The organism is Streptomyces sp. NPDC002698 (assembly GCF_042888945.1).
Classification (GTDB): domain Bacteria; phylum Actinomycetota; class Actinomycetes; order Streptomycetales; family Streptomycetaceae; genus Streptomyces.
The window spans coordinates 66,333-91,380 of record NZ_JBIAQM010000011.1 but is presented as its reverse complement, the minus strand read 5'-3'; the positions used below and the strand labels follow the sequence as shown (position 1 = coordinate 91,380).

Here is a 25,048-nt window from a genome sequence, read left to right as displayed (position 1 = left end):
AACACGCTAGCGGGGGCCTGTGCGACAACACCACAGCGAATGGTGCCAAGCGAGTAACAGCCGTTGCCCATAGAGGCCGATAGCATGCCCAACTGGCCGCCCGGAGGCTTCGATTCAGCGGCAGCCGCCAGAAGCACGGTTCACCCAGTTGCTCTCCGCAAAGCCCTCGGCCTCCGTCACGGCACCCGGGGGCAGGCCGGACGCAGCGGGTTGTCGAAGGAGGCCAGAGCCGCGATCCGGCGAAGGATCGCACGGTACTGCTCACTCCGGCCGACAGCGGCCGTGCTCAGCGTGAACACGGCCAGCCGCCTGCAGTCCGGATGCGGCAGGTGAGCACGGAACTGGGCCAAGGGCATCCGAGGGATTCCGCTCACGGCCCCGGGAGTGTGAACGGTCTCGCTGAACGTGACCGGCCCGCACGGGAGTTCGGCGAACTCGATGCACGCCTGCGGATCCAGCCCGCTCACCGCACGCGCTGCCGTCACGGCTCGTGGTGACACAGCCGTTGCCCGCCAGGAGACGGTGAAGAACGACAACAGCGGCCGGCCACAGCTCGCCGCCCCCGCATCGACGTCGTCGCGGTGCAGTCCGATGGAGCAATGGACGGTTCCCGCCTCCGCCAGAGCGCCGAGCAGTTGCTGCCCCTGAGCGAACTGGGCGATGAACCGCTGTCGTACCACCCCGTCAAGAGCCGCATCGAGAATCGGCGCGAGTGCGGTACGCAGATCATCCGCGGCCCGGGAGCCCGGTACGGGCAGCAACGCGTCGAGAGGCACCGCGGTGAAGCCCGCGGGTTCCGCGAACCAGATATCGGCGTCGGGGTCTTCGGCCGAGTCGGCGACGGTGAAACGGTGGGGCGTGGTCATCGGATCCTGCCGGGTACGAGTCAGTGAGGGTTCGAGTGCGGGCGCACCGCGTCGGGGACGTGGGCGCCGGAACGGCGGGCCCGTTCGAGGGCGGCGGGGCTCGCGTTCCAGTCGGTCGGCTCGATGCCCCGGCGGCCCGTGGCCGTGCGCTGATAGAGCAGGTGCAGTCTCTTGGGGGCCTCGCCTTTCCGCCTGGAGGCCGCGATGACGGCGATGAAGCGGGGGTCACCGGCGAACCAGAGCGGCTCGATCTCGGCCTTCAGCTCCGGTTTCGTACGGGCGGTACCGAACCGTCGCATCCACCAGAAGGTCCGCATACCAGAAAGAAACAACAGGGGAATCCGCTCCCCCGGCTCCTCAGGATTGGGCAACTCCAGCCACATCTCGTCCTCTTGAACCATCGGATGCCGGTTCCGACCCCGGGGGACATCGGTGAGGAGTTGCCAGGGGTACTGCCAGAGGACGCGCTGGATGTAGATGGAGGGACGGATGTAGGCGAGTTGGAGGACGGCTCGGAAAGCCGCATAGCCCAGGATGGGGATGAAGAGCGGGGTAAAGCCTGGCGAGAGAAAGACCACCAGGACAGCCAACGAGCCGATCCAAACAGCGATCCAGCCCACCAGGCGCAGAACGATCAAGATGGAGTGCTGAACGAAGGCTCTTCTGGTCGGGGGGTGATCCCATGCTGTCGGGTACTCGGTCGGAGCCATGAGGCGCCTTCTCTCTGCTCGGAAATCAGAAGACATGACGGGCGATGTCGACAAGTCCTCCGACGTCGAGGCCAAGCCTGGCGCCGTCGATACTCGCCACTGAGCCGTCCTTGATCCCATCGTCGTCGGTGTCCACGGCGGTCATGGCGAGACCAAAGCCTGCGGTACCGACGCCCACCGAAGCCGAGGTGACCTCAATCCCTTTCGTGATCTGCGCTGCCCTGGCGCCGCGAACCGTAAAGCCGAGCAGAGCATTGTCCAGGCTCGAAATGGATTTCGCGTGTTCCATGGTGCCGCCCCCGAATCGGATGGCTCGTTGACCGAGCGAGAGGGCATCACCCGTCTCGCTCGCGGCCCGAATTCCAACCGCAGCACCTTTGCCCACCGCGGCAATGCCGGGAACCATGCCAAGAGCGTCACCCCCGACAGTCACGAGGTTGCTCCAGAAGTCAGTGTCGAGCTCTCCCTTGGCGAAGCCGTCTCTCAACGACGCCCACACCGTGGGGTGCTCAGAGATTCGGATGGTCAAGGCCGTCGCACTCAAAGCCGAAGCAACCAGCAGCAACACCGCAGCCAATGTCCCACCCGACACGACGAACAACGCGACCAAGCCGATCACAGCCCCCAAAGTGCTCAAGATGTCCGGCAAGTTCTCGGTGACCCAGTCCAGTGCCGAGTCGAACCAGCCCGGTTCATGGGGCGTCAGCTTCTTCGTGGCGTCGCGGATCTTGCCGGCTCGAAGACGGGCCCGGTGCTCGTGTTCCTCGGCGAGTTCGCGCGCCTTGCCGCGGACTCGGCGCAGCACGTCCTCGGCGTCGTCCACCGCCGATTCCGCCTTGGTCAGTGCCTTCCGTGCCTCGTCGTGCGCGGTGCCCTTCCCCTCCAGGTCGGGGCTGCCGCCCGCCTTCGTGGCGTGGCCCTTCGCCCGGTCCACGGCGGCCTGGGCTTCCTTCGCCTCCTGTTCCAGCCGCTTCGCCCGCCGCTGGAAGTCGTCGAGTTCGCCTTCCCAGCGGTCGAGTTGTCGGGCCGCCTTGCGAATGGAGTGCGCCGCGTTCTTCAGGTTCAGGGGAAGCGGTCCGCCGTCCAGTTGCTCGCGGAAGGCGACGGCCGCGTCACCCTTCCAATAGCTGCCGTCCATCAGCTTGGTGACGAGTCCATGCGTCTCTTCGAGGACCTTCGCGCACCCGGTGAGCTTCTTACGGAGGCCACTCACGGTCTCCGTACTGCCCGGCACCGGATCGAACCCGAGATGCGGATGGTCGGGGTTGGGGATACGCGGGGCCGACTTGAGTCCCTGCGGCTTGTCACGGTCAGCGAGGGACCGCGGGTCCATCGCCGCGCCCGTGTCCTCGGGCTCGTAGGTCACCTCGTACCCCCGCCCCCGCCGTTCCCGGCCTTCTTCAGAGCTTGCTCCAGGGCTTTGTCCACCTCGCGGTAGCTGTCCCTGCTCTTCCCGATGATCTCGGCCAGGTCCTCGGTCTGCTTCCCGATCTGGTCGGCTCCGTACTTCCAGCTGTCCTGGAACTCCTCGCAGGCACAGTCGAGGTCGTCCGTTCCCAGACCGGTGACCGTGGCGTCCTCCAACGCTCTGCGCAGACCCTGCAACGACTCGGTCGATTTCCGGAGCATCCTCATGAAGTGCGACAGCTCATCGCCGTCGACGGCAAGCCGTTCCGCCATGCCCTCTGCTCGTTCCGGATCTCAGGGAGTCCGGGGGCCGGACTCAGCGGTTGACGGACTGGATCTCCTGCACGACGACCTCCTGGCCGGCGCCGAACCTGCCGTCCGGCAGGCTCCGTGGCGCGGGTATGCCGGTGCCCGTCCAGTGGATCCGCCAGGTGAGGGTGGCCTGCAACCGGTACGAGCCGTCGCCCGAGGAACGCAGGTACCGCAGCCCGCAAGAAGGCGTCTTCTCGGCCTTGCCCCTGGCGTACGCCTCGCCGATGCGGTCGCCCGTGATCTCGCAGACACCCGAGGCGGGATACGTCTGCGCGTCCGCCGTACCGGGCTCGATCCTGAGGGAGACCGGCTCGGCCGTCGTCGTGGCGGTCACGTTCAGCAGGGGCACCGACGCGGTCACCGACACCGGCTCGAACTCCGCCGTGTCCAGCCACGCCCACGTCGGAAGATTCACCTTCGTCGTCCCCGCCGGAGCCAGGTCCACCCTCGTCGACGGCACGCGCATCTCCGCGTAGGCGAGCCGCGCCAGCGTCTCCGGCGTGATCGCCTCCGGAATGCCCGCCGGGGGAGCCTCGCCCTTGTCCACCCAGAAGGTGTCCTCCGTGCATGTGGAGGCGGTGGGGTCGCCCTCGCGGCCCGGCGTGACGTACGAGTCCCACCAGTAGCCCTGGTCGGCCTTGGCCTTGTTGAAGTCCTTGTAGGGATGCCCGTTCACGTACGTGTCGCGCTGTTTCGCGTCCCACTGATACCCCGTCGATTCGACCGCCCAGATCGACTCCTTGTACTTCCGCATCTGAGCCGGGGTGTACTTCGGGGCGTAATAGCAGGCGGGCGGAGCCCAGTTGCCCGACGAAGGGGTCACCGGGCCGGAGGAATCACCCGACCCGTTCCTCGACCGGTCGAACACAACAGCCCCGACGGCAGCGGACAACGTGCCATCATCCGTGGCATATCCGCGCGGATTCGGTGTGGTGCTCTCGCTGCCCTCGTCGCCACGGCCACCGGCGTACGCGGCTTGGGGGCCGAACGCCGCAAGGCAGAGGACAACCGTGAGCGTTGCCGAACCGAGCAAGCACTTCATGGCTGGCACTGGGCGGCGCCTCGCTTCGAGATGACCTTGATGGTCTGCCAGACGCCGTCCGGGGTCTCGACCAGCTTGGTGTTGTACAGCACGTAGCTGTCCGCCGAGGTCGGTGTCTTCTCAGCCTTGTTCGTCTTCCGGTTCTTGAGAAAGGACTTGCTCTCGTCCGAGCAGTAGACGACAGCCGCACTGCCATTGGAACGAAAACTGACCTGGCGGTCGAAATAGCGAGTGGTCCCAGTCCACGAACGACCGTCGTCCAGGTAACCCTTGATGAACATCCTCGCGCTGCCCAAGGCGCCTTCCGCGCTGTAGAAACCGAGGGCCTCGGTATTCACCGTTCCCTGGAAGATCGCATCGTCAATGGAGTTGATGCGCTGGGCGTTGTCCGCCAGTACCGCGTCCTTCCTGGCATCCCCGGTCTTCTGGCCCTCGAACACGTTTCGCGCGTCGGAAGGGAACGTGACTGTGGGCCGTCCCCCAGAGGCCGATGCACTCCCGCCCGCAGAAGCCGACACCGCACCCCCCGCCCCCGCGATCTCGCCAGGCCCCCTCGGCTCCTCGTCGCCCCCGCCGCAGGCGGTCAGGAGGAGCAGTGCGGCTGTCGCTCCGGCGGCGGCCGTGGGGAACGGGCGGGGGCGGCTGGTCACGGAGGCTCCTGGCGGCGTGGGGGGGGGAGGCAGCGGCACGTCACGCTAGCGGGGCCCTCGCGGCGGCATCAGGACGAAGGGTGCCGAGCAGGTGGATATAGAGGTTCATAGCATGACCAAACGGCCACCTGGAAACCTTCGATTGAGTGACATCGCGGGATGAACGCGACGGAGGTGCCCCGGCAGATCGGCGCGGCAAATCGGTGCGGCAGATCGGTGCGGCAGATCGGCGCGGTGAATCGCCGGATCGCCGGGGCACCCCCGTCGTGCGGCCGCCGTCCATGCCTCGGCCCCACGGCGTCCTCCCAAAAGCCGTCGCTAAGCCTTGGTCCGGCGCCCCCGGGACGTCGAACGACCCTTGGTCTTAGGGCTCTTGGGCTTGCGGATCTCGGACTTCCGGACCTTGGACTTACGACCCTTGGCTCCGTTCGGCCAGAGGCGCGGGCTTCGTTTGGCCGCGATGTCCTCGATCCAGCCGAGGGCCAGGATGGTCAGGCCTATCAGCGGCCACACCAGGACGAGCATCCACAGGGTGTAGGTGGCGTCGAGGGCCGCCGTCGCCCCGTCGTTCTCCATGAAGGGGAGGTTGTAGAGCTGGTCGAGGACCGGGACCGTGGCCATGATGAGCATGTTGTGCCACAGGTAGATCGTGACCGCGCGGTTGTTGGACAGCGTCACCAGCTTGTCCAACCGGGCGAGGCGGCCCGGCAGTTCCTGCCAGGAGGGGCTGTACTGGAGCAGGATCACCACGAAGCCGAAGGACCACAGCGCGTCGGCCAGCGGGATGTCGTTCAAGTCCCAGCCGTCGGGGCCCAGATGACCCGAGGCCCACCACAGGCCGAAGGCCATCGTCAGGGCCGAGCATGAGATGGCGATGTAGCGCGGGACCTTCACGAGCATGCCCTCGTGGTGGGCGAAGCCCAGGATCCAGCAGCCGCCGTAGACGGCGAAGTCGGTGACGGCGTTGCCGGTCTCACCGGGGATGGTGACCAGCCCGGTGCCGACCACCGCCGTCAGGGCGAGGGGAGCCAGCACGGTCACCCACGGAGCACGGCGGAACGCCCACAGCATGAGCGGGGACGCGACCACGAACCACAGGTACGCACGCAGGTACCAGAGCACACCCGCGCTCTGGACCGCCCAACTGTCCTCCAGCAGACCCGACTTGGAACCGACGCTCCAGGGGAACGGCGGGGCGCCGACCGGGACGATGTAGTTGAGCAGGTCGACCAGGCCCCATGTGCCGCCGTGGTCGGGGTCGTGCCAGGGGTTCCAGCCGCCCGCGAACATCATGGCCAGCGCCACCGCGCCGAAGGCCCAGAACGGGGGCAGCAGACGCCGTACGCGTCCCCTGATCACGCCCAGCGGAGGCCGGCTCAGCGAGCGGGCCATCAGGGAGCCGGCCAGCGCGAACATCACGCCCATGGAGGGGAAGACGACCGTCAGCCAGCCCCAGCCCATCAGGTGGTACACGACCACGCGGACCAGCGCCATGGAGCGGAGCAGGTCCAGATAGCGGTCGCGGCCGGGGCGGCTCGGAGCCGGCTTCCGACCCGGATCCGCCCCTTCGGCGGTCTCGGAAAGCGGGCTCGTCCCGGAAAGCGGGCTCGTCCCGGGAAGCGGGCTCGTCCCGGACAGTTGTCCCGGGTCGGACAGGGATCCCGTCCCGGACGACGGTGCCGGGTCCGTACCCGTCTGCGGCTGCGGCTGCGGGCGCAGCCAGTCGTCCGCGGGCGCTCCCGGGTACGTACGCGGACGCGGGACCGCCGGCTTCGGCGTGCCCAGCGGCGGCGTCGCCCCCGCCGGGTACTCGTGCGTGGTCATCCGACCGGCCTCCGTTCGTTCCCGCTGTCCGACGCCCGCTGCTGCGGGACGGATCCCGGTGCCGCCCCCACGACGCCGGTGCGGCGCAGCTTCTGCCAGCGCAGCCGGCCGCCGGTGAGGGCGGTGATCCAGGACTGCAGCAGGACGACGTACATCAACTGCCGGTAGAGGACCTGCTGAAGGGGCAGCGAGATCAGATGGGTCATGCGTTCCTTGTCCAGGCGGAACGCGTACGCCGCGCACACCGCCTGGATGGCGAGGACACCGAGCCAGGCGACGATCGTCTTCTGGGTCGGGCCGAAGACGACGCCGTACAGCAGGAAGACGTCGATCAGGGGCGCGAGGAGCGGGGCCAGGACCATGAAGAGGGAGACCAGGGGCAGGCCGACCCGGCCGAAGCGGCCCGACGGGCCCCGTTCGACCAGGGCGCGGCGGTGCTTCCAGATCGCCTGCATGGTGCCGTAGCACCAGCGGTAGCGCTGGGACCACAGCTGCTGGACGGACTCCGGGGCCTCGGTCCAGGCGCGCGCGTTCTCCGTGTAGACGACCCGCCAGCCGTCGCGGTGCAGAGCCATCGTGATGTCGGTGTCCTCGGCGAGCGTGTCGTCGCTCATGCCGCCGACGCGCTCGAGCGCGCTGCGGCGGAAGGCTCCGACGGCGCCGGGGATGGTCGGCATGCAGCGCAGCAGGTCGTACATGCGGCGGTCGAGGTTGAAGCCCATCACGTACTCGATGTGCTGCCAGGCGCCGATGAGGGAGTCCCGGTTGCCGACCTTGGCGTTGCCCGCGACCGCGCCGACCTCGGGGTCGGCGAAGGGCTGGACGAGTTCGCGGACGGTCGCCGGCTCGAAGACCGTGTCGCCGTCCATCATCACGACGATGTCGTGGGAGGCGTTCGCCAGGCCCCGGTTGAGGGCCGCGGGCTTGCCGGCGTTGTCCTGGCGTACGACGCGTACGTTCGGCACGTACATGTCCTCGACGATGCGGGCGGTGCCGTCGGCCGATCCGTCGTCGATGACGATGATCTCGATGGGATGCTCGCTCGCCATGAGGGAGGTCACGGTGTTCTCGATGCACTTGGCCTCGTTGTACGCCGGGACGAGCACCGTCACCGGTTCGGTGACCGGCGCCGCGCCCCAGCGGAAGTCCTTGCGGCGGACCCGGCGGGCGTGCAGCGCGGAGAGCAGGAGCATCATCCCGAAGCGGGTGAAGACCAGCACGCCGATGACCGCGACGCCGACGACCAGGATGTCGGTGGTCTTCTCCGAGGCCTGCACCAGGAAGATCCAGGCCTTGCCCTTCCACAGGTCGAGTCCGGTCACCGGGGTGTTCGCGCTCGGCGCGTCGAGTGCCTCGGTGAGGTTCTGGAACTCGTAGCCCTGCCGCTGGAGCCGGGGCAGGAACTCGGCCAGTGCCTGCACGGTCTGATGGCGGTCGCCGCCCGAGTCGTGCATGAGGACGATGGCGCCCTTGCCGCCCTTGGGCGTGGCCCGCCGGATGATCTCGTCGACGCCCGGCTTCCGCCAGTCCTCGCTGTCGGTGTTGTTGACGACGGTGATGTAGCCGCGGGTTCCGACGTACTGCGTCACCGGCCAGGACTTGTCGTCCATGGCGTCGGCGAACGAGGAGTACGGCGGGCGGAACAGGGAGCTGCGGATGCCCGCCGCGCCCTCCAGCGCCAGCTGGTTCTGCGACAGTTCCCAGTCGATACGGCTCTTGGACTGGTACGACAGGTCGGGGTGGCTGAAGGTGTGCAGGCCGACCTCGTGGCCCTCCTTCACCATCCGTTCGATGAGCCCCGGGTGGCGCGAGGCCATGGTGCCGGTGACGAAGAAGACCGCGTGGGCGTGGTTCGCCTTGAGGACGTCCAGGACCTTGGGGGTCCAGACCGGGTCCGGGCCGTCGTCGAAGGTGAGGACGAGACGGTGGTCCGGGACGCCGAGGCTGGTCGTGCGTCCGCCGCGGGTGTCGATGACCGGGCCGCCGTCGAGGATCTTCTGCGGCACCTTGTCCGTGGCCGCCTCGGGCCGGACGCGGTGGTCCGCGAGGATCTCGCTGTGCACGTAGCCGCGCAGCATCAGCATGCCCATCATCGCGAGCAGGATGACGACGGGCAGCAGGAAGCGCAGGGGAAGGCGGCGGCGCCGGACGTCGCGGGCACGGCGCGGGGCGGTGCCGGGGCCATGACGCGGCGTGCTGGGCGCGGGGCCGTGACGGCTGGTGCGGGGCATCAGAGGAGGTTCTCCGGGAGCGAGGAGGAGAGGGAGTACGGGGAACTGAGGGGGCGGCCCGGCCGCCCGGACGCCGCGGACGGGTCCTCTACGAGCGCCGCCACCGCGCCGGTCGCGGTGGCGGAAGCGTGTTCCCGCACGGCGGGCGCGCGCCGGCGAAGGTCGCTCATTCGGTGCCGGTCCCCGCTCCGGTGGAGCCCGTGGTGCCCGTGCTCTCCGTGGGAGCGGCCGTGCTGCCGGGAGTGGTCGCCGGGGCGGAGGCCGTGGGCTGGCCGTCCGCGGAGGAGGTCGGTTCGGGGTCGGGGTCCGGGTCCTTGGTGGTGACGCCCGGATTCGGCTTCTTGGTCGGCGACGTGCTGGGCTTGGGGTCGCCGGAGGCGGTGGCGGTGGCCTCGGCGGAGGCGCCGGCCGTGGCGGTCGAGCCGGGTGAGGGCGTCGTTCCGTCGGCGGCCGTGGCCACCGCTCCGGGCGCGGCGGCGGCGCCCGTGCCGGAGGGTTTCACCGACCGCGCGGGCAGCGGCGAGGTCTCGACCTGGCCGGCGGGGGTGTCCTCCTCCTGGCCCGGAACCGGGAGCCAGGGTGCGTTGGAGTTGCCCGACAGGAGCGTGGCGACGATCACGACGGCGTAGACCGCGCAGGCCGCGGCGACGAGCATGCCGAGGCGGCGGAAGCGGCGGCTGCGGCGGCCGGACTCGTCGACGAAGACGGGGCCGTCGGAGACGTCGGCGGCCGCCGGGGCGTCCTTGCCCGGCACGCCGTCCGCCCTGCTCGCGCCGTCGAGCTGGATGGTGATCTCGTGCCGGTCGTGGCCGTCCGGGGGTTCGCCGGGGTTCTCCCAGGAAGCGGGCAGCGGGCGGCCGGGGTCCGGCGCGGCTCCGGGGAGCAGCTCGGTCGCCGGGCCGTCGTCGAAGACCGGTCCGTCGTTGAAGAGGGGTCGTACCGGGGCCGTACGGGTGAGGGACGACGTTCCCGCCGTCACCGTGCCCACGGAGGCGGGCCACGCCCCCGGTTCCCGCTCGGACGCCGGGGCCGGATCGGGACGACGGCCGGACAGCACGTCCGTCTCCGTCACGCGACCGACGAGCAGTTCGGTCTCCGGCTCCGGGGTTCGCTCGGGACGCCCGCCGACTGCTCGCTCGGCGCGTCCCCCACGCTCAGGACTGATGCCAACTCCCATATCCGGCCACGAAACCGTTCTGCCGGCCTTCGGCCGGGAGATCGGTTTCCCGGCTTCGTTCCCAGGTGACGGATCGACTCCGCGTCCGTCCCGCCGACCGTTTTCCCGATCAGCCGGTTGGGCGTCTTTCCGCCAGTTCTCTACGCGCACGTGTATCCCCCCACGGGACTGTTCACGGGTGCGCGACGACTCCGGGCAAATAATCTCTATGCCGTCAGGACCGGGCCCCCACCCGGTCTGAGCGCCCCCCAATATCACACCGCGCCCGGACGAAAAATGTAGCGGCGGCGGGACTCGTGCGCTGACGCCTCATCCGCGTTTCATGAAAATGAGGGCGTCGGTGGCTGGAATCCACCCCCTCCGGGGACTCAGGAGCCACTTTTCGTCGCTTGCGAGTTCGACAGCAGCTCGTATTAGCGCATCAATTCCCGGATGAACGAGTCCCTTGCGCCACACCAGTGACACCGGTGAGAGGGGAACGGGGTCGACGAGGGGTCTCGACACCGAACCGGGCATGGCCGGAAACTCCACCACGGCCAGGACCGGAGTCCGCCACTTCGCCATGATCCGCCGGAATTCCTCGGGTCCTACCGCCACCGGTGCGGGTGACGCGAGTCGGATGCCCCGTCCCTCGAACAGGTGACGTGCCAGATCGGTCCACTCCAGCGTCCGGGGGTTGCCCGCCCCCGCGTACACGGTCTCGCCCGCGAGCGCGGCCAGCGGCACCGCGTCCAGTGCGGCGAGGTGATGGTCCTCGGGCAGGACGACGGCCATCGGCTCGTAGCGCACGAGCCGCTGCTCCAGCCGGGCCCGCACGGCCGGGTCGAGTCCCGCGAACCGGCCGAACGACACGTCCAGACGGCCGGCGAGCAGGTCCGCCGCCGCACCGGTGAGCCCGGTCTCGTACCGCGCCATCAGTTCGCTGCCGGGGGCGAGTTCACGGGCCCGGTCGAGGATGCGGCTGGAGACCAGGCCGGGTGTGTTGACGTCGACGAGCAGCGGTCGCTCCTCGCCGCCGGGCCGCGCGAAGGCGTCCAGCAGCGCGTCGTGCGCCTCCAGCACGTGGCGCGCGTACGGCAGCAGCCGCTCGGCGTCCAGCGTCGGCGTCACCTGCCGGGTCGTCCGCACGAACAGCTCCGCCCCGAGCTCCCGCTCCAGCCGGCGGATGTCACGGCTCAGGGACTGCTGGGCGACGTACAGGCGGGCGGCGGCGCGGGTGAAGTGCAGTTCCTCGGCGACAGCGAGGAAGGCGCGCAGCAGACGGGGGTCCAGATGACCGGGAAAGGGCCGGTGATCGGGAAGGGGGCGTTGACCAGGCATCACGTGAACCTACAACCCATGTGCGTCAATCGCGACGGAGTAGGTGTTGGACCGCCGCCGCCACGGCGGGCGACGGTTCACCCATGTCACCGCTCACCCCGTACCGCCGTCTCTTCGCGCTGCCCGGCACCCGCGCCTTCACCCTCGGCAACCTCGTCGCCCGGCTGCCCATGGGCATGTTCAGCGTGAGCGCGGTCGTCATGATCGCCGGGGCGCGGGGTTCGTACGCGCTCGCCGGTGCCGTCACGGCGACGGGTCTCGCCACGACGGCCGTGGTCGCCCCCTGGACCGCGCGGCTCGTCGACCGCCACGGACAGGCCCGGGTGGCCGTGCCCGCCACGGCCTTCGCGCTGCTCGGCGCGACGGGGCTGGTGGCGTGCGTGCGCTTCGGCGCGCCCGACTGGACCCTGTTCGCCGCGTACGCCGCCACCGCCACGACCCCCAACACGGGCGGGATGTCCCGCGCGCGCTGGGCCCATCTCCTCGAAGGGGACGCGGCGGCGCTGCACACCGCGAACTCCTTCGAGCAGGCCGTGGACGAGCTGTGTTTCATGCTGGGCCCGGTGCTCGCGGCCTTCCTGTGCGGGACGGTCGCCCCGGAGGCGGGCATGCTCGTGGGGTCCGCGCTGCTGATGACGGGTGTTCTGCTCTTCACGGCACAGCGTTCGACGCAGCCGCCGACCCGGCCGGTCACGGCGTCCGGGTCGCCCGTGCTCGCGCCCGGAATGCCCCCGCTGCTGCTCTCCTTCCTCGCCACCGGAGCGGTGTTCGGCGCGATGGAGGTGGCCACGATCGCGTTCGCGGACGAGCGGGGGCACCGGTCCGCCGCGGGCGTGGTGCTCGCCCTCCAGGCGGCGGGGTCGTGTGTGGCGGGCCTGGTCTTCGGCGCGCTGCGGCGGGGCGCTCCGTCGCCCGGACGCACGACTCCCGCCGACCTCGCGGCGGGTCCTGCCGGGTACGTCGAACCGTTCGACCCCGAGACGCCCGCCGCGCGGCGGTACGCGGTGTGTGTCGGCGCGATGGCGGTCCTGCTGACGCTTCCGCTCCTCGCCGTCCGGCTCACCGGCTCGCTCCCGGTTCTCGCGGGTGCGCTGCTCGTGGCGGGCATGGCGACCGCTCCGACCATGGTCACCGGCATGACCCTGGTCCAGCGGCGCACACCCGAGGGCCGGCTGAACGAGGGCATGACGCTCGCGGTGACCGGCCTGCTGGGCGGGATAGCCGGCGGTTCCGCGGCCGGCGGATGGATGGTGGAGCGCTGGTCGCCGGCCGCGGCGTACACGGTCCCGGTCGTGGCGGCGACGACCGCGCTGGTGATCGCCGCGCTGGCCGCGCGAACGGGTACGGCACGACGCCGGGAGCCGCGCCTCGGACTCGGCCCGGCGAACACCGCCTGAGCTCCGGGCCGACACCCGGCACCGCCGCCGTCCGGCCCGTCGAACCACTGCCCCGATTCCGGTTCAGCCCATTGACGTGTTCACGGCCGCCACCTACCTTCCCCCGTCGAAGCGCTTCGACGTCATGCATCGAAACGATTCGACGACGGTGCATGACGGCCCGATACCCATCCGACTCCTCTGGAGGCAGTGGATGCTGACGAAACGACGGCGCGGGGCGGCGGCGGTGGCGGCGGCCCTGGCGGGCGCCCTGCTGGCGACGTCCTGCGGCGGCTCGGACAGCGGTTCCCCGGACGGCAAGACACTGAGGCTGTGGCACTACGAAGGTCCGGACAGCGCGATGGGGGTGGCCTGGAAGGAGGCCATCAAGGAATTCGAAGCGCAACACCCGGGTGTGCGGGTGAAGTTCGAGGAGAAGGGCTTCGAACAGATCCAGAAGACGGCGCCCATGGTCCTCAACTCGAACGACGCCCCCGACATCATGGAGTACAACAAGGGCAACGCGACCGCCGGACTCCTGTCCAAGCAGGGGCTGCTGACCGACCTCACGGCCGAGGCCGCCCGGCGCGGCTGGGACAAGAAGCTCAGCGCCGGTGTGAGGACCACGAGCCAGTACGACACGAACGGCGTCATGGGCTCGGGCAAGTGGTACGGCGTGCCCAACTACGCCGAGTACACGATGGTCTTCTACAACAAGGACCTGTTCAAGAAGTACGGGATCGCGGAGCCGGCCACGTACGACGAACTGGTCTCCGCGATGGACACGTTCGTGGCGAAGGGCGTCACCCCGCTCGCCAACGCGGGCGCCGAGTACATGGCCCAGCAGTACCTCTACCAGCTCGCCCTCTCCAGGGCCGACCGCTCCTGGGTCGACACCTACGAGCTGTACAAGGGCAAGGCCGACTTCCACGACACGGCCTGGAGCTACGCGGCGGACACCTTCGCCGACTGGGTGGAGAAGGGCTACATCTCCAAGAAGTCCAGCGGCACGAAGGCCGAGGACGCGGGCGTGTCCTGGATCCAGGGCAGGTCGCCGATCCTCTTCTCCGGAAGCTGGTGGTACGGCCGCTTCGAGTCGGAGGCCACGTTCGACTGGGACTCCGGCCTGTTCCCGGGCTCGAACCTCACCCTGGGCTCCGGCGGCAACCTGTGGGTGGTCCCCAAGGGCGCCGAGAACAAGGAACTGGCCTACGACTTCATCGACATCACCATGTCGAAGAAGATCCAGAACCTGCTGGGCAACAAGGGCGGTGTCCCGGTGGCCGCGGACACCTCCGCGATCACCGACGCCAGGACCAAGACCCTGATAGCCGACTACAACACCCTCGCGGGGCGTGACGGGCTCGCCTTCTATCCGGACTGGCCGGTGGCGGGCTTCTACGACACCCTCGTCTCCGAGACGCAGAAGCTGATCACCGGCAGCGAGAAACCCGACGCCTACCTGGACAACCTCCAGAAGGCGTACGACAAGGGCGTACCGCGGCGATGACGGTGACCGCCGAACGCGGCGGGCGGGTGACCGGCCGGCAGGCCGAGGCCGGTCACCCGCGCCGTCCGCGCACCTCGTACGCGCTGTTCCTGCTGCCCGGAGCGGTGGCCTTCACGGCCGTCATCGTCGTGCCGTTCCTGATGAACACCGGGCTCGGCTTCACCGACTGGCAGGGTGTCGGGACCCCCTCGTGGACCGGGCTCGCCAACTACCGTGCCCTGGTGGACGACAGCGAGTTCTGGGCGTCGTTCCGGCACAGCCTGTTCATGGTGCTGGCGATGGCCCTCGTCCCGACGGCCGTCGGACTCGTCCTGGCCGCGGCCCTGTTCGACTACATCGGCAAGCACTTCGGCGGCAGGATCGTGGCGGTGCTGCGGGCCTGCTACTACCTCCCCCAGGTCCTGCCGATCGCGGTCGCCGGGATCGTGTGGAGCTGGATCCTCGCCCCCGACGACGGCTCGCTCAACGCGCTGCTCGAGGCCGTCGGTCTCGGCTCCTGGCGGCAGGACTGGCTCGGTGACCCCGACTTCGCGCTGTACAGCGTGATGGGGGTGATGGTCTGGGTGCAGCTCGGCTTCCCGCTGGTGGTCTTCATGGCGGGACTGCAACGCGTCGACCCGGAACTGCACGAGGCGGCCGAACTGGACGGCGCCGGCTGGTGGCGGCGGTTCCGGCACATCACGCTGCCGCAGATCCGCCCGGAGATCTCGGTCGTCCTGCTGTGGTGCACGATCGCCGCGCTGAAGGTGTTCGGGGCGGTCTACGTCCTGACGAAGGGCGGTCCGGGCGGAGCCACCGACGTGCCGTCGTACTTCTCCTTCACGACCTTCTTCGAGAAGACCCAGGTCGGCTACGGCGCGGCCGTCTCCACCGTCCTGACCGTGATCGTCCTGGCGTCGGCGCTGATCGGGCTGAGGTTCCAGACCCGCGCCGAGGACGCCGAGGAAGGGGTCCGCGCATGACCGCCCTCCGCCGCTACCCGGTGCTCGTGGCGCTCGTCATCGGCGCCCTGTTCATGGTGCTGCCCTTCGCCGTGGTCGCCCTCAACGCGGTCAAGTCGCCCGCCGAGTACTCCGCGCACGGCCCCCTCAGCCTTCCGCGCGGCCTCTACCTCGACGGTCTCAAGGACTTCTGGCAGCGCGTCGACTTCGGGCAGAAACTCCTCAACTCGGTCCTGATCTCCGGGTCGGTGGCGGCCCTGGCCGCCGTCCTGTCGGTCCTCAACGCGTACGCCATCGGCATCGGCCGGATCAGGGGCCGCACCTGGGTACTCGCCTTCTTCGTCCTCGCCAACACGCTGCCTCAGGAGGCGCTGGTCTACCCGCTCTACTACCTGAGCAAGCAGGCCGGTCTCTACGACACCAGACTCAGCGTGATCATCGTGTTCGCGGTGATCCAGACGGCCTTCGGCACCTATCTCCTCTCCGCCGTCCTCGGGCGGTTCCCGCGCGAGATCATCGAGGCCGCCCGGATCGACGGGGCGAACCGGTGGCAGGTGCTGTGGCGGATCGTGGTCCCGGTCAGCCGCCCCACGATCGGCGTGCTGCTCGTCTTCTTCTTCGTCTGGACGTGGAACGAGTTCCTGCTGCCGCTGGTCATGCTGATCTCCAACGACAACCAGACCGTGTCGGTGGCCCTCGGCGTCCTCCAGGGACAGCGTCTGATGGACGCCACGATGACGAACGCGGCCGCCCTCCTCGGCGTGCTGCCCGCCGTCGTCTTCTTCCTCGTCTTCCAGCGGACCCTCACCCGCGGCATCGCCGTCGGCGCAGTGAAGTAAGGGGTACGACAGTGAAGTTCACGGACGGCTACTGGCTGCTGCGCGAGGGCGTCACCGCGGCCCATCCGGTCGAGGTCCTCGATGTGACCTCGGGCCCCGGCGGCCTGGAGATCCACGCCCCGACACAGCCCATACGGCACCGCGGTGACCTGCTGAAGGGACCGGTCGTGACGATCAGCGCCCACGCGCCGATGCCCGACGTCATCGGCGTCACGTTCACCCACTTCCAGGGCGAGGAGCCCCGGGGCCCCCGGTTCGAGGTGCGCGGAACGGAGTTCACGCCGCACACGGAGTACGACGAGGGCCACGCGACCCTGACCTCGGGCGCCCTGTCCGTCCGGGTCGCCCGCACCACCCCCTGGCACATCGACTTCCTCGCCCACGGCCGCGTCCTCACCAGCAGCGGCCCCAAGGGCATGGGCATCATGCGGGACACGACCGGCGCCCACTATCTGCGCGAGCAGCTGGACCTCGGCGTCGGCACCCAGGTCTACGGCCTCGGCGAGCGGTTCGGGCCGCTCGTCAAGAACGGCCAGGTCGTGGACATGTGGAACGCGGACGGCGGCACCGCCACCGAACAGGCCTACAAGAACGTGCCGTTCTATCTGACGGACGCGGGCTACGGCGTCTTCGTCGACCATCCGGGCCGGGTCTCCTTCGAGGTCGGCTCGGAGGCGGTCTCCCGGGTCCAGTTCAGCGCCGAGGCCCAGCAGTTGACGTACTACGTCATCCACGGCCCGACCCCGAAGGACATCCTGCGCAGGTACACGGCGCTCACCGGCCGACCGGCCCTGCCGCCCGCGTGGTCCTTCGGCCTGTGGCTGTCGACGTCCTTCACCACCTCCTACGACGAGGGCACCGTCACCTCCTTCATCGACGGCATGCGGGAGCGCGAACTGCCGCTGTCCGTCTTCCACTTCGACTGCTTCTGGATGCGCGAGTTCAACTGGTGCGACTTCCGGTGGGACCCGCGGGTGTTCCCCGACCCAAAGGGGATGCTGACGCGGCTGAAGGACAAGGGACTGCGGATCTGCGTCTGGATCAACCCGTACATCGCGCAGCGCTCACCGCTGTTCACGGAGGGGCGGGCCCTCGGACATCTGCTGCGGCGGCCGGACGGAAGCGTGTGGCAGTGGGACCTGTGGCAACCGGGCATGGCCCTGGTCGACTTCACCAGCACGGCCGCCCGGGACTGGTACGCCGCGAAGCTGGAGGCGCTGCTGGAGCAGGGCGTCGACTGCTTCAAGACGGACTTCGGCGAGCGGGTCCCGGTGGACGTGGCCTACGCCGACGGCGCCGACCCGGAGCGGATGCACAACTACTACACGTACCTCTACAACCAGACCGTGTTCGAGGTGCTCCGCAAACACCGGGGGGAGCAGGAGGCCGTCGTCTTCGCCCGTTCGGCGACCGCGGGGAGCCAGCGGTTCCCGGTGCACTGGGGCGGCGACTGCGAGGCGACGTACGCGTCGATGGCCGAGTCGCTGCGCGGCGGGCTCAGTCTCGGCCTGTCGGGGTTCGGGTTCTGGAGCCACGACATCGGCGGCTTCGAGGGGACGCCGACGCCCGCCCTGTTCAAGCGGTGGATCGCCTTCGGGCTGCTGTCCTCGCACAGCCGGCTGCACGGCTCGTCCTCGTACCGCGTGCCCTGGCTGTTCGACGAGGAGGCCGTGGACGTCCTGCGGCTGTTCACCCGGCTCAAGCTCGGCCTCATGCCGTATCTGTACGAGGCCGCCCGCACCGCCCACGAGGAGGGGGTGCCGATGATGCGGGCGATGGTCCTGGAGTTCCCGGACGATCCGGCGTGCGCGCATCTGGAACGGCAGTACATGCTGGGCCCGGATCTGCTCGTCGCGCCCGTCTTCAGCGACGAGGGGGACGTCTCGTACTACGTGCCCGAGGGCACGTGGACCCCCTACCTCGGCGGGCCGCCGGTGACCGGACCGCGCTGGGCGCGCGAGCGGCACGGGTTCCTGAGCGTGCCGCTGCTGGTGCGGCCGGGCGCGGTGATCCCGGTGGGCGCGGCGGACGACCGCCCCGACTACGACCACGCCGACGGGGTCACCCTGCGCGCGTACGGCCTGAAGCGGGGTGCGCGGGTGACGGTGCCGGTCGGCCCGGTCACCTTCACCGTCGTGCGCGAGGGGAACACCCTGCGCGCGTCCTGCAGCGACCCGTCCGCGCCCTGGGGGTTGGCCGCGGACGGACGCGAGGTCCGGGCCCGCGCCGGGACGGGCTTCCTCTCCGTCGAGCTGGAGTCCGAGTGATGGTCAAGATCACCGATGTGGCGCGGCACGCCGGGGTGTCCCCGAGCACCGTCTCCTACGCCCTCAGCGGCAAGCGGCCGATCTCCGAGGCGACCCGGCAGCGCGTCGAGGAGAGCATCCGCCGGCTGGGCTACCGCCCGCACGCGGGGGCCAGGGCGCTGGCCAGCAGCCGGTCGAACGTCCTGGCGCTGGTCGTGCCGCTGCGGACGGGCATCCATGTGCCGGTGGTGATGCAGTTCGCGGTGTCGGTGGTGACGGCGGCCCGGCTGCACGACCACGACGTCCTGCTGCTCACCCAGGAGGAGGGCGAGGAGGGACTGCGCCGGGTCGCGGACACCGCGCTGGTGGACGCGCTGATCGTGATGGACGTCCAGCTCCACGATCCCCGGCTGCCGTCGCTGCGCGCGCTGGACCGGCCGTCGGTGCTCATCGGCTTCCCGGCCGCCCCCGCCGGACTCACCTGCATCGACCTGGACTTCAAGGCGGCCGGTGAGCTGTGCGTGGAGCGGCTCGCGGGGCTCGGGCACCGGGTCGTCGCGCTGGTCGGCTCGCCGCCGGAGGTGTACGTGCGGGGCACGGCGTTCGCTCAGCGGGTGGTGCAGGGGTTCACGGCCGCCGCCGACCGGAACGGCCTGGCCTCGTCCGTCCACCCCTGTGAGGCCTCGCCCGCCGCCGCACGCCGGGTGGCCGAGCAACTCCTGCGCGAGCAGCCCGCGTTGACCGGTGTCGTGGTGCACAACGAGCCGGTCCTGGAACCGTTGATCGATGCCTTCGAACAGCTCGGTCTGCGGGTTCCGGCCGATCTGTCCGTCACCGCGATCTGTCCGGACGAGCTCGCCGGGAGTCTGCGCGTCCCGGTCACCTCGATCGCCCTGCCGTCCGCCGAAGTGGGCGCGCGGGCGGTCGACCTCCTGATGAGAAAACTGAACGGCACACCCTGCCCCGAGGCGACCCTGCTCACCCCCGGGATGACGGAGCGCGCCAGCACGGCACCCCGCACGCTGACCTCCTGACAACACGACGAAGGCCCCGCTGCCGGAGCAGCGGGGCCTTCGTCACGATATTCAGTTAAGCGCTATTTAATTAGACACATGGGATGAGTGGAGATGGCGGGAATCGAACCCGCGTCCAACGGTGCAAAATCAGGGCTTCTCCGTGTGCAGTTCGCTGCGATTTTCTCAGCCCCGGCGATCACGCGAACAAGTCGCCGACGGGCTCAGTCACTGTTTGATTTCCCACCGGGTCCCGTGACCGGGCTCGGTGGTTTAGTCCCCTAGATTATGCCAGGATCCGGGTCGGGAACACTCCCGGGCTGACACCCATTAAGGGTCCCTCACTCACTGCTTATTAGGCAGCGAGGGCGAAGGACTGGGAATCGCTCTTGTTATTGGCGATTATTTTTTGCGACATATGGTTTACGAGATCATTGCCGCTTCCTCGACACGCTTCCCCTGCTTCAACAGCCGCTGTCGAAACCGATCATCCCCATGTTGATTTTTCAAAGCTCGGTCCCTCCGGGGAGGAACCCGCGCCCTCGACGGGGTGCGTTGCCATCCTACGTGACCAGCGCACGGCGGTGCCAGCCTATTCCGCGGGCCCCGCCCGCCGCGCCGCCCGGCCTTCCCGGACGTCGCCCACCGGGCCGCCCGGCGCCCTATTCGCCGCGCTGCTTCCGCTTGGCCGCCGCGATCACGCGGTCCGACTCGCGCCGGTCCTGCTTCTCGCGCAGGGTCTGCCTCTTGTCGTACTCCTTCTTGCCCCGGGCGAGCGCGATCTCCGCCTTCGCCCGGCCGTCCTTGAAGTACAGGGCGAGCGGGACGATCGTGTGACCCGTCTCCTGGGTCTTCGCCTCCAGCTTGTCGATCTCCTCGCGGTGCAGGAGGAGCTTGCGCTTGCGGCGCACGGTGTGGTTGGTCCAGGTGCCCTGGCTGTACTCCGGGATGTGGGCGTTGTGCAGCCACGCCTCGTTCCCGTCGATCTGGACGAAGCCGTCCGCCAGCGAGGCGCGGCCCTGGCGCAGCGACTTGACCTCGGTGCCGGTCAGGACGAGCCCGGCCTCATAGGTGTCGATGATCGCGTAGTCGTGCCGCGCCTTCTTGTTCTGCGCGACGATCTTGCGCTTGCCGTCCTTGACCTTGCCGGAGGCCTGGCCGCCCTGCTTGGGCTGGGACTCCTTCGGTACGTACATTCCCTTGCTCATAGTGCTGGCCATTTTCGCACTACAGGGGGGCTCGGGGGAAAGCCGATTACCGGGTCCGCGGTCCGCGGGTCAGGGAAGGTCCCCGAGACCGCTCAGTACGGTCTCGGCGCGCTTCAGCGGCTCCTTGTCCGCCTCCAGGTCGGGGGTGATGCCCCGGCCGTCGACGGAGCGGCCCGCGGGGGTGCGGTAGTGGCCGACGGTCAGCTCGGCGACGGAGCCGTCGGGCAGTCGGCTCGGCATCTGCACCGAGCCCTTGCCGAAGGTCCTGGAACCCACGACGACCGAGCGCCCGCGGTCCTGGAGGGCCCCGGTGAGCAGCTCGGCCGCGCTCATCGTGCCGCCGTCCACGAGCGTGACCAGGGGGCTGGCGGTGTCGCCGCCGGCGTCCGCGTGCAGGGCGCGCTGGACGCCGTTCACGTCGTACGTGGCGACGAGGCCGCCGTCGAGGAAGGCCGAGGCGGTGGTGACGGCCTCGGCGACCAGGCCACCGGAGTTGCCGCGCAGGTCGAGGACGATCCCGGTCCGGGCCGGTGCCCTGCCGACGGCGGTCCGTACGGCGTCGCCCACGCCCTTGGTGAAGGCGTCGACCTTGATCAGGGTGACCCGGCCGGGAAGGCTGCTGACGGTCACGGAGTCCGTGGAGAGTCTGGCGCGGCGCAGGGTCCGGCTCCACGACTGCGCGCCGCGCTCCAGGCCGAGGGAGACCTTCGTGCCGGCGGTCGCCGCGCCGGCGTCGCCGCGCAGTAACGAGACCACCTCGGTGACCGGCCGGCCGTCCACCTTCGCGCCGTCGACGGTGCGCAGCAGGTCGCCCTTGCGGATGCCCGCGGCGGCGGCGGGTGAGCCGGCGCTGACGCGGGTGACCTCGATCCGTCCGTCGCTCTCGCGGCGGGCCCACAGGCCGACGCCGGTGTACTGGCCGTCCAGGGCCTCCTCGAACTCCTCGTACTCGCCCTGGGAGTAGACGGCGCCCCAGCGGTCTCCGCTGCGGCTGACGGCCCGTTCGGCGGCCTCCATGGGGGATTTGCCGTCGGCCATCGCCTCGGCGGCGGCCTGGGTGACCTCGTCGTGACGGCGCGCCGAGACCGAACCGGACGTCGGGTCGGTGGTCTTCCGGGCGGAGTCGGAGAACGATCCGGTGGCCGCGCCGGCGACGAGGACGCTCGCGAACACCAATGTCAGGGCCGCCCCGCGGCGGATGCGGCGGGGCTCGCAGAACAGGTCACGGCCTGACATGCCGGTGAGTCTAGGACAACGCGAAGGGCCGCACCGCCGGTTGACGGTACGGCCCTCTTGGGATGCGTCACACCTTCAGGTACTTGCGCAATGCGAAGAATGCGGCCAGTGCGGGCATCAGCAGGCTCGTCGCGAGGATGAGCGGGAGCTTGGTCAACACGGCGTCCCAGCCGATGAAGTTGATCAGGTTGAGCTTCTCGGACAGCGCCAGACCGTGGTCGATGATGAAGTACCGGGCGATCAGCAGGAATCCGCAGGCCACACCGCCGCCGATGAGTCCGGCGACCGCGGCCTCCGCGATGAACGGCGCCTGGATGTAGAAGCCGGAGGCGCCGACGAGCCGCATGATGCCGGTCTCGCGCCGCCGGCTGAACGCCGAGACGCGCACCGTGTTGACGATCAGCATCAGGGCGACGACGAGCATCATCGCCATCACCGCGCGCGCCGCCCAGTTCATGCCGTTGAGCAGCCCGAACAGGTTGTCCAGGATGCCCTTCTGGTCCTGGACGGACTGCACGCCGTCCCGGCCGTCGAAGGCGGTCGCGATGACCTGGTACTTCTCCGGGTCCTTCAGCTTGATCCGGTACGACTCCTGCATCTGGTCCGGCGTGAGGGAGCTGGCCAGCGGGGAGTCGCCGAACTGCTCCTTGTAGTGCTTGTACGCCTGGTCCGAGGACTCGTAGGTGACCTTCTGGACGACCGTGGACATCTTGCCCAGGTCGGCGACGATCTGCTTCTTCTGGTCGCTGGTCACCGCGCCCCTGGCACAGTGCGGGTCGGACTCGGCATCGCTCTTGTTGCAGAGGAAGATCGAGACGTTGACCTTGTCGTACCAGTAGCCCTTCATGGTGTTCACCTGGTCGCTCATCAGGAGCGAGCCGCCGAACAGGGCGAGCGAGAGGGCGACCGAGACGACGACCGCGAAGGTCATGGTCAGGTTGCGGCGGAGACCGACACCGATCTCCGACAGAACGAACTGCGCGCGCATGGCGTCTTCCTCAGACCTTTCCGTGGACGATGATCAGTGCTGGTAGCCGTAGACGCCGCGCGCCTGGTCGCGGACGAGACGGCCCTGCTCCAGCTCGATGACGCGCTTGCGCATCTGGTCCACGATGTTCTGGTCGTGCGTGGCCATCAGGACCGTGGTGCCCGTCCGGTTGATCCGGTCGAGCAGTTTCATGATGCCCACGGAGGTCTGTGGGTCGAGGTTTCCGGTCGGCTCGTCGGCGATGAGGAGCTTGGGCCGGTTCACGAAGGCTCTCGCGATGGCCACACGCTGCTGCTCACCACCGGACAGCTCACCGGGCCTCCGGTCCTCCTTGCCGCCCAGGCCGACGAGGTCGAGCACCTGGGGCACGGACTTGCGGATCTCGCCGCGGGACTTGCCGATGACCTCCTGGGCGAAGGCCACGTTCTCGGCCACCGTCTTGTTGGGCAGGAGGCGGAAGTCCTGGAACACGGTCCCCAGCTGGCGGCGCATCTGCGGCACCTTCCAGTTGGAGAGACGCGCGAGGTCCTTGCCCAGGACGTGCACCTGGCCCGTGCTGGTCCGCTCCTCGCGGAGGATCAGCCGCAGGAAGGTGGACTTTCCGGAGCCGGAGGACCCCACGAGGAACACGAATTCTCCGCGCTCGACCTCCAGGGAGACATCCCTGAGAGCGGGGCGGGTCTGCTTGGGGTAGACCTTGGAGACATTGTCGAATCGGATCACAGGTGCACCACGGGTCGCCGGGGGTAGGTGTGCGTGACCATACGCGAACCGGGTGTGCGAGCGCAGTCGGCGTACGGGGTTGCGCACGGCTTGCACGATTTGTCACGGATCCGAGGCGCGATTCGCACCGGGCCGGACGGGCTGAGAGTACTCCGGGCGGGGCAGGACAAGGAGGGCCGCGCCGAATTCCGCGGAACCTGGCACAGTGGTAGGGGAACGGTTGCGTTCGCCGCAGCGTTAAGAGAGCGATGTGTACGCGAGAGCGCTGCGTACGCGGAGACGTCGCAAGGAGGGCCGGCGCATGACGTACGACCGAACGTACGACCGACTGGTATGCGCTAACTGCGCGGCACCCGTCAGCGAGGGCCGCTGCCGCGTCTGCCGCGCGAACCGGGAGCGGCTCCAGCAGGAGAGCCCCTTCGCGGGACTCAACCCCATGGCACTGATCGCCCTGCTCGCGATACTGATCGCGGCACTGGCACTGGTGGCCCACCAGACGGTGTGAGAGCCGCCGGGACGGCCCGGCACGGCCGCCGGTCGCACCTGCCACGGGAAGGGCCCGGAGCGAGCTGCTCCGGGCCCTTCGTCGTACGGTCGCGCGTCAGGCGGCGGCACCGCCGCGGCCGCCGGCGAGACGCGGCATCAGGCGGAAGCCGATACCACCGGCGATCATCGTGGCGGCACCGATGAGCAGGAACGTGGTCTGGCCGGCACCCGTGTCGGCCAGCTCTCCGTCCTTGCCCTGGGCCCGGGTGTCCGAACCGGTGTCGGTGAGGGCGGAGGAGCCCTCCTCCTGAGCACTGGATCCACCGTTGGGGTCGGCGTCGTTGCCGCCGCCACCGGTGCCGCCCGTGCCGCCCTCGGCGGGGGCGGAGCTGCTGCCGGAGGTGGGCTCGCCGGTGGGCTCCGTGGGCTCCTCGGTGGGCTGGGTCGGCTCCTCGGTGGGCTCCGTGGGCTCCTCCGTGGGCTCGGTCGGCTCCTCGGTGGGCTCCGTCGGCTCCTCCGTGGGCTCGGTCGGCTCCTCGGTGGGCTCGGTCGGGATGCCCGTCTCGGTGGGCGTCGGCGTCGGGTCGTCGGCGGTGGTCGCCGTGAGACCGACCTTGAGGTCGAGCGCCGAGGCGGCACCAGCCGCCGTCAGTGAGGCACCGGCGGCGATCACCGCGCCGGCGGCTATCCGCGCCACGCGGATCCGCGTCTTCTTGGTCATGTTCCTGCTACCCCCAGTAGCTGATCGTCAATGGAGCAGCGCCCGGAGCCACGGCGTCACAGGGGATTGCGTTCGACCCCCCGGTTCACATGCGCCCCGGTGATACGCATGCCACCCGTCACCCTTCCCAGTTTTCAAAGCAGCGTCAAGGTCGTTGCGTACGCGATGTCCGGAACACCATCGTTTGCCTGGCCTGAGGACATGTGACTGTGACGGAAAACC

General features: G+C 69.4%; 23 protein-coding genes and 1 other RNA gene. 7 read left to right on the top strand and 17 right to left on the bottom strand.

Going from position 1 to position 25,048, the window contains the following annotated elements; all coding sequences use genetic code 11:
• Positions 1-176: 176 nt before the first annotated feature.
• The 11 genes from ACFYW9_RS17845 to ACFYW9_RS17795 all read right to left on the bottom strand — a co-directional run bounded on the left by ACFYW9_RS17845 (position 177) and on the right by ACFYW9_RS17795 (position 11,539).
• Complete coding sequence (locus ACFYW9_RS17845) at positions 177-866, bottom strand: hypothetical protein (RefSeq protein ID WP_389150799.1); 690 nt, start codon at positions 864-866, stop codon at positions 177-179.
• Between the two features lie 20 nt (positions 867-886).
• On the bottom strand, positions 887-1,576 hold the full coding sequence (locus tag ACFYW9_RS17840; RefSeq protein WP_389150796.1) for a hypothetical protein: 690 nt from the start codon (positions 1,574-1,576) through the stop codon (positions 887-889).
• A 25-nt stretch (positions 1,577-1,601) separates the two neighbouring features.
• Positions 1,602-2,942 (bottom strand): putative T7SS-secreted protein, encoded by a 1,341-nt coding sequence (locus tag ACFYW9_RS17835; RefSeq protein ID WP_389150793.1) that lies wholly within the window; start codon positions 2,940-2,942, stop codon positions 1,602-1,604.
• The gene (locus ACFYW9_RS17830) at positions 2,939-3,256 is read right to left on the bottom strand and encodes a hypothetical protein (protein WP_351861936.1); all 318 of its coding nucleotides are present in this window, start codon (positions 3,254-3,256) and stop codon (positions 2,939-2,941) included. The genes ACFYW9_RS17835 and ACFYW9_RS17830 overlap by 4 nt, the downstream gene beginning before the upstream one ends.
• Positions 3,257-3,299: 43 nt before the next feature.
• Positions 3,300-4,346 carry a hypothetical protein gene (locus ACFYW9_RS17825; protein ID WP_389150789.1) on the bottom strand — a complete coding sequence of 349 codons (1,047 nt, stop codon included), beginning with the start codon at positions 4,344-4,346 and terminating at the stop codon, positions 3,300-3,302.
• Positions 4,334-4,987, bottom strand: coding sequence for a hypothetical protein (locus ACFYW9_RS17820; protein ID WP_389150786.1), 654 nt, complete (start codon positions 4,985-4,987; stop codon positions 4,334-4,336). The genes ACFYW9_RS17825 and ACFYW9_RS17820 overlap by 13 nt, the downstream gene beginning before the upstream one ends.
• A 318-nt stretch (positions 4,988-5,305) precedes the next feature.
• Positions 5,306-6,811 (bottom strand): acyltransferase family protein, encoded by a 1,506-nt coding sequence (locus ACFYW9_RS17815; protein ID WP_389150783.1) that lies wholly within the window; start codon positions 6,809-6,811, stop codon positions 5,306-5,308.
• A complete protein-coding gene (locus ACFYW9_RS17810) occupies positions 6,808-9,045 on the bottom strand; it encodes a glycosyltransferase (protein WP_389151120.1) in 2,238 nt (745 codons plus the stop codon). Before ACFYW9_RS17810 ends, ACFYW9_RS17815 begins: the two co-directional genes overlap by 4 nt.
• Positions 9,042-9,212, bottom strand: coding sequence for a hypothetical protein (locus ACFYW9_RS17805; RefSeq protein ID WP_389150780.1), 171 nt, complete (start codon positions 9,210-9,212; stop codon positions 9,042-9,044). Before ACFYW9_RS17805 ends, ACFYW9_RS17810 begins: the two co-directional genes overlap by 4 nt.
• Entirely contained in the window at positions 9,209-10,114 is a 906-nt protein-coding gene (locus ACFYW9_RS17800; RefSeq protein ID WP_389150777.1) for a hypothetical protein, read from the bottom strand. The genes ACFYW9_RS17805 and ACFYW9_RS17800 overlap by 4 nt, the downstream gene beginning before the upstream one ends.
• 414 nt (positions 10,115-10,528) lie before the next feature.
• Positions 10,529-11,539 (bottom strand): LysR family transcriptional regulator, encoded by a 1,011-nt coding sequence (locus ACFYW9_RS17795; protein ID WP_389150774.1) that lies wholly within the window; start codon positions 11,537-11,539, stop codon positions 10,529-10,531.
• A gap of 83 nt (positions 11,540-11,622) precedes the next feature.
• Here ACFYW9_RS17795 and ACFYW9_RS17790 point away from each other — a divergent pair, with 83 nt between their 5' ends.
• From ACFYW9_RS17790 to ACFYW9_RS17765, 6 genes are all read left to right on the top strand, one after another.
• Positions 11,623-12,936, top strand: coding sequence for an MFS transporter (locus ACFYW9_RS17790; RefSeq protein ID WP_389150771.1), 1,314 nt, complete (start codon positions 11,623-11,625; stop codon positions 12,934-12,936).
• 193 nt (positions 12,937-13,129) lie between these two features.
• Positions 13,130-14,425 (top strand): extracellular solute-binding protein, encoded by a 1,296-nt coding sequence (locus ACFYW9_RS17785; RefSeq protein ID WP_389150768.1) that lies wholly within the window; start codon positions 13,130-13,132, stop codon positions 14,423-14,425.
• The gene (locus ACFYW9_RS17780; protein ID WP_389150765.1) at positions 14,422-15,387 is read left to right on the top strand and encodes a carbohydrate ABC transporter permease; all 966 of its coding nucleotides are present in this window, start codon (positions 14,422-14,424) and stop codon (positions 15,385-15,387) included. The genes ACFYW9_RS17785 and ACFYW9_RS17780 overlap by 4 nt, the downstream gene beginning before the upstream one ends.
• Positions 15,384-16,205: a carbohydrate ABC transporter permease gene (locus tag ACFYW9_RS17775; protein WP_389150762.1), complete on the top strand. Its 822-nt coding sequence runs from the start codon at positions 15,384-15,386 to the stop codon at positions 16,203-16,205. Before ACFYW9_RS17780 ends, ACFYW9_RS17775 begins: the two co-directional genes overlap by 4 nt.
• Before the next feature lie 11 nt (positions 16,206-16,216).
• A complete protein-coding gene (yicI, locus tag ACFYW9_RS17770; protein ID WP_389150759.1) occupies positions 16,217-18,472 on the top strand; it encodes an alpha-xylosidase in 2,256 nt (751 codons plus the stop codon).
• Entirely contained in the window at positions 18,472-19,485 is a 1,014-nt protein-coding gene (locus tag ACFYW9_RS17765; protein ID WP_389150756.1) for a LacI family DNA-binding transcriptional regulator, read from the top strand. The genes yicI and ACFYW9_RS17765 overlap by 1 nt, the downstream gene beginning before the upstream one ends.
• Before the next feature lie 85 nt (positions 19,486-19,570).
• Here the strand turns inward: ACFYW9_RS17765 and ssrA are convergent.
• From ssrA to ftsE, 5 genes are all read right to left on the bottom strand, one after another.
• Positions 19,571-19,959: a transfer-messenger RNA gene (gene ssrA / locus ACFYW9_RS17760) on the bottom strand.
• A 167-nt stretch (positions 19,960-20,126) separates the two neighbouring features.
• Positions 20,127-20,672, bottom strand: a complete 546-nt coding sequence (gene smpB / locus ACFYW9_RS17755; RefSeq protein WP_328451877.1) for an SsrA-binding protein SmpB — start codon at positions 20,670-20,672, stop codon at positions 20,127-20,129.
• 69 nt (positions 20,673-20,741) lie between these two features.
• Entirely contained in the window at positions 20,742-21,908 is a 1,167-nt protein-coding gene (locus ACFYW9_RS17750) for a S41 family peptidase (RefSeq protein ID WP_389150753.1), read from the bottom strand.
• A 67-nt stretch (positions 21,909-21,975) separates the two neighbouring features.
• Positions 21,976-22,896, bottom strand: a complete 921-nt coding sequence (ftsX, locus tag ACFYW9_RS17745) for a permease-like cell division protein FtsX (RefSeq protein WP_326787442.1) — start codon at positions 22,894-22,896, stop codon at positions 21,976-21,978.
• A 33-nt stretch (positions 22,897-22,929) separates the two neighbouring features.
• The gene (ftsE, locus tag ACFYW9_RS17740) at positions 22,930-23,619 is read right to left on the bottom strand and encodes a cell division ATP-binding protein FtsE (RefSeq protein WP_351861966.1); all 690 of its coding nucleotides are present in this window, start codon (positions 23,617-23,619) and stop codon (positions 22,930-22,932) included.
• 301 nt (positions 23,620-23,920) lie between these two features.
• Here ftsE and ACFYW9_RS17735 point away from each other — a divergent pair, with 301 nt between their 5' ends.
• Positions 23,921-24,124 carry a hypothetical protein gene (locus ACFYW9_RS17735; protein WP_351861968.1) on the top strand — a complete coding sequence of 68 codons (204 nt, stop codon included), beginning with the start codon at positions 23,921-23,923 and terminating at the stop codon, positions 24,122-24,124.
• A gap of 96 nt (positions 24,125-24,220) precedes the next feature.
• Here the strand turns inward: ACFYW9_RS17735 and ACFYW9_RS17730 are convergent, their stop codons facing one another.
• The gene (locus ACFYW9_RS17730; protein ID WP_351861970.1) at positions 24,221-24,826 is read right to left on the bottom strand and encodes a hypothetical protein; all 606 of its coding nucleotides are present in this window, start codon (positions 24,824-24,826) and stop codon (positions 24,221-24,223) included.
• Positions 24,827-25,048 lie beyond the last annotated feature (222 nt).

What these genes read in the sequence shown, in the direction of transcription:
- ACFYW9_RS17845 (WP_389150799.1), bottom strand. Translation starts at nt 866, where the DNA reads ATGACCACGCCCCACCGTTTCACCGTCGCCGACTCGGCCGAAGACCCC.
- ACFYW9_RS17730 (WP_351861970.1), bottom strand. Translation starts at nt 24,826, where the DNA reads ATGACCAAGAAGACGCGGATCCGCGTGGCGCGGATAGCCGCCGGCGCG.
- ACFYW9_RS17765 (WP_389150756.1), top strand. Translation starts at nt 18,472, where the DNA reads ATGGTCAAGATCACCGATGTGGCGCGGCACGCCGGGGTGTCCCCGAGC.
- ACFYW9_RS17815 (WP_389150783.1), bottom strand. Translation starts at nt 6,811, where the DNA reads ATGACCACGCACGAGTACCCGGCGGGGGCGACGCCGCCGCTGGGCACG.
- ACFYW9_RS17735 (WP_351861968.1), top strand. Translation starts at nt 23,921, where the DNA reads ATGACGTACGACCGAACGTACGACCGACTGGTATGCGCTAACTGCGCG.
- ACFYW9_RS17830 (WP_351861936.1), bottom strand. Translation starts at nt 3,256, where the DNA reads ATGGCGGAACGGCTTGCCGTCGACGGCGATGAGCTGTCGCACTTCATG.
- smpB (WP_328451877.1), bottom strand. Translation starts at nt 20,672, where the DNA reads ATGAGCAAGGGAATGTACGTACCGAAGGAGTCCCAGCCCAAGCAGGGC.
- ACFYW9_RS17805 (WP_389150780.1), bottom strand. Translation starts at nt 9,212, where the DNA reads ATGAGCGACCTTCGCCGGCGCGCGCCCGCCGTGCGGGAACACGCTTCC.
- ACFYW9_RS17785 (WP_389150768.1), top strand. Translation starts at nt 13,130, where the DNA reads ATGCTGACGAAACGACGGCGCGGGGCGGCGGCGGTGGCGGCGGCCCTG.
- ACFYW9_RS17775 (WP_389150762.1), top strand. Translation starts at nt 15,384, where the DNA reads ATGACCGCCCTCCGCCGCTACCCGGTGCTCGTGGCGCTCGTCATCGGC.
- ACFYW9_RS17840 (WP_389150796.1), bottom strand. Translation starts at nt 1,576, where the DNA reads ATGGCTCCGACCGAGTACCCGACAGCATGGGATCACCCCCCGACCAGA.
- ACFYW9_RS17750 (WP_389150753.1), bottom strand. Translation starts at nt 21,908, where the DNA reads ATGTCAGGCCGTGACCTGTTCTGCGAGCCCCGCCGCATCCGCCGCGGG.
- ACFYW9_RS17795 (WP_389150774.1), bottom strand. Translation starts at nt 11,539, where the DNA reads ATGCCTGGTCAACGCCCCCTTCCCGATCACCGGCCCTTTCCCGGTCAT.
- ftsX (WP_326787442.1), bottom strand. Translation starts at nt 22,896, where the DNA reads ATGCGCGCGCAGTTCGTTCTGTCGGAGATCGGTGTCGGTCTCCGCCGC.
- ACFYW9_RS17790 (WP_389150771.1), top strand. Translation starts at nt 11,623, where the DNA reads ATGTCACCGCTCACCCCGTACCGCCGTCTCTTCGCGCTGCCCGGCACC.
- ACFYW9_RS17780 (WP_389150765.1), top strand. Translation starts at nt 14,422, where the DNA reads ATGACGGTGACCGCCGAACGCGGCGGGCGGGTGACCGGCCGGCAGGCC.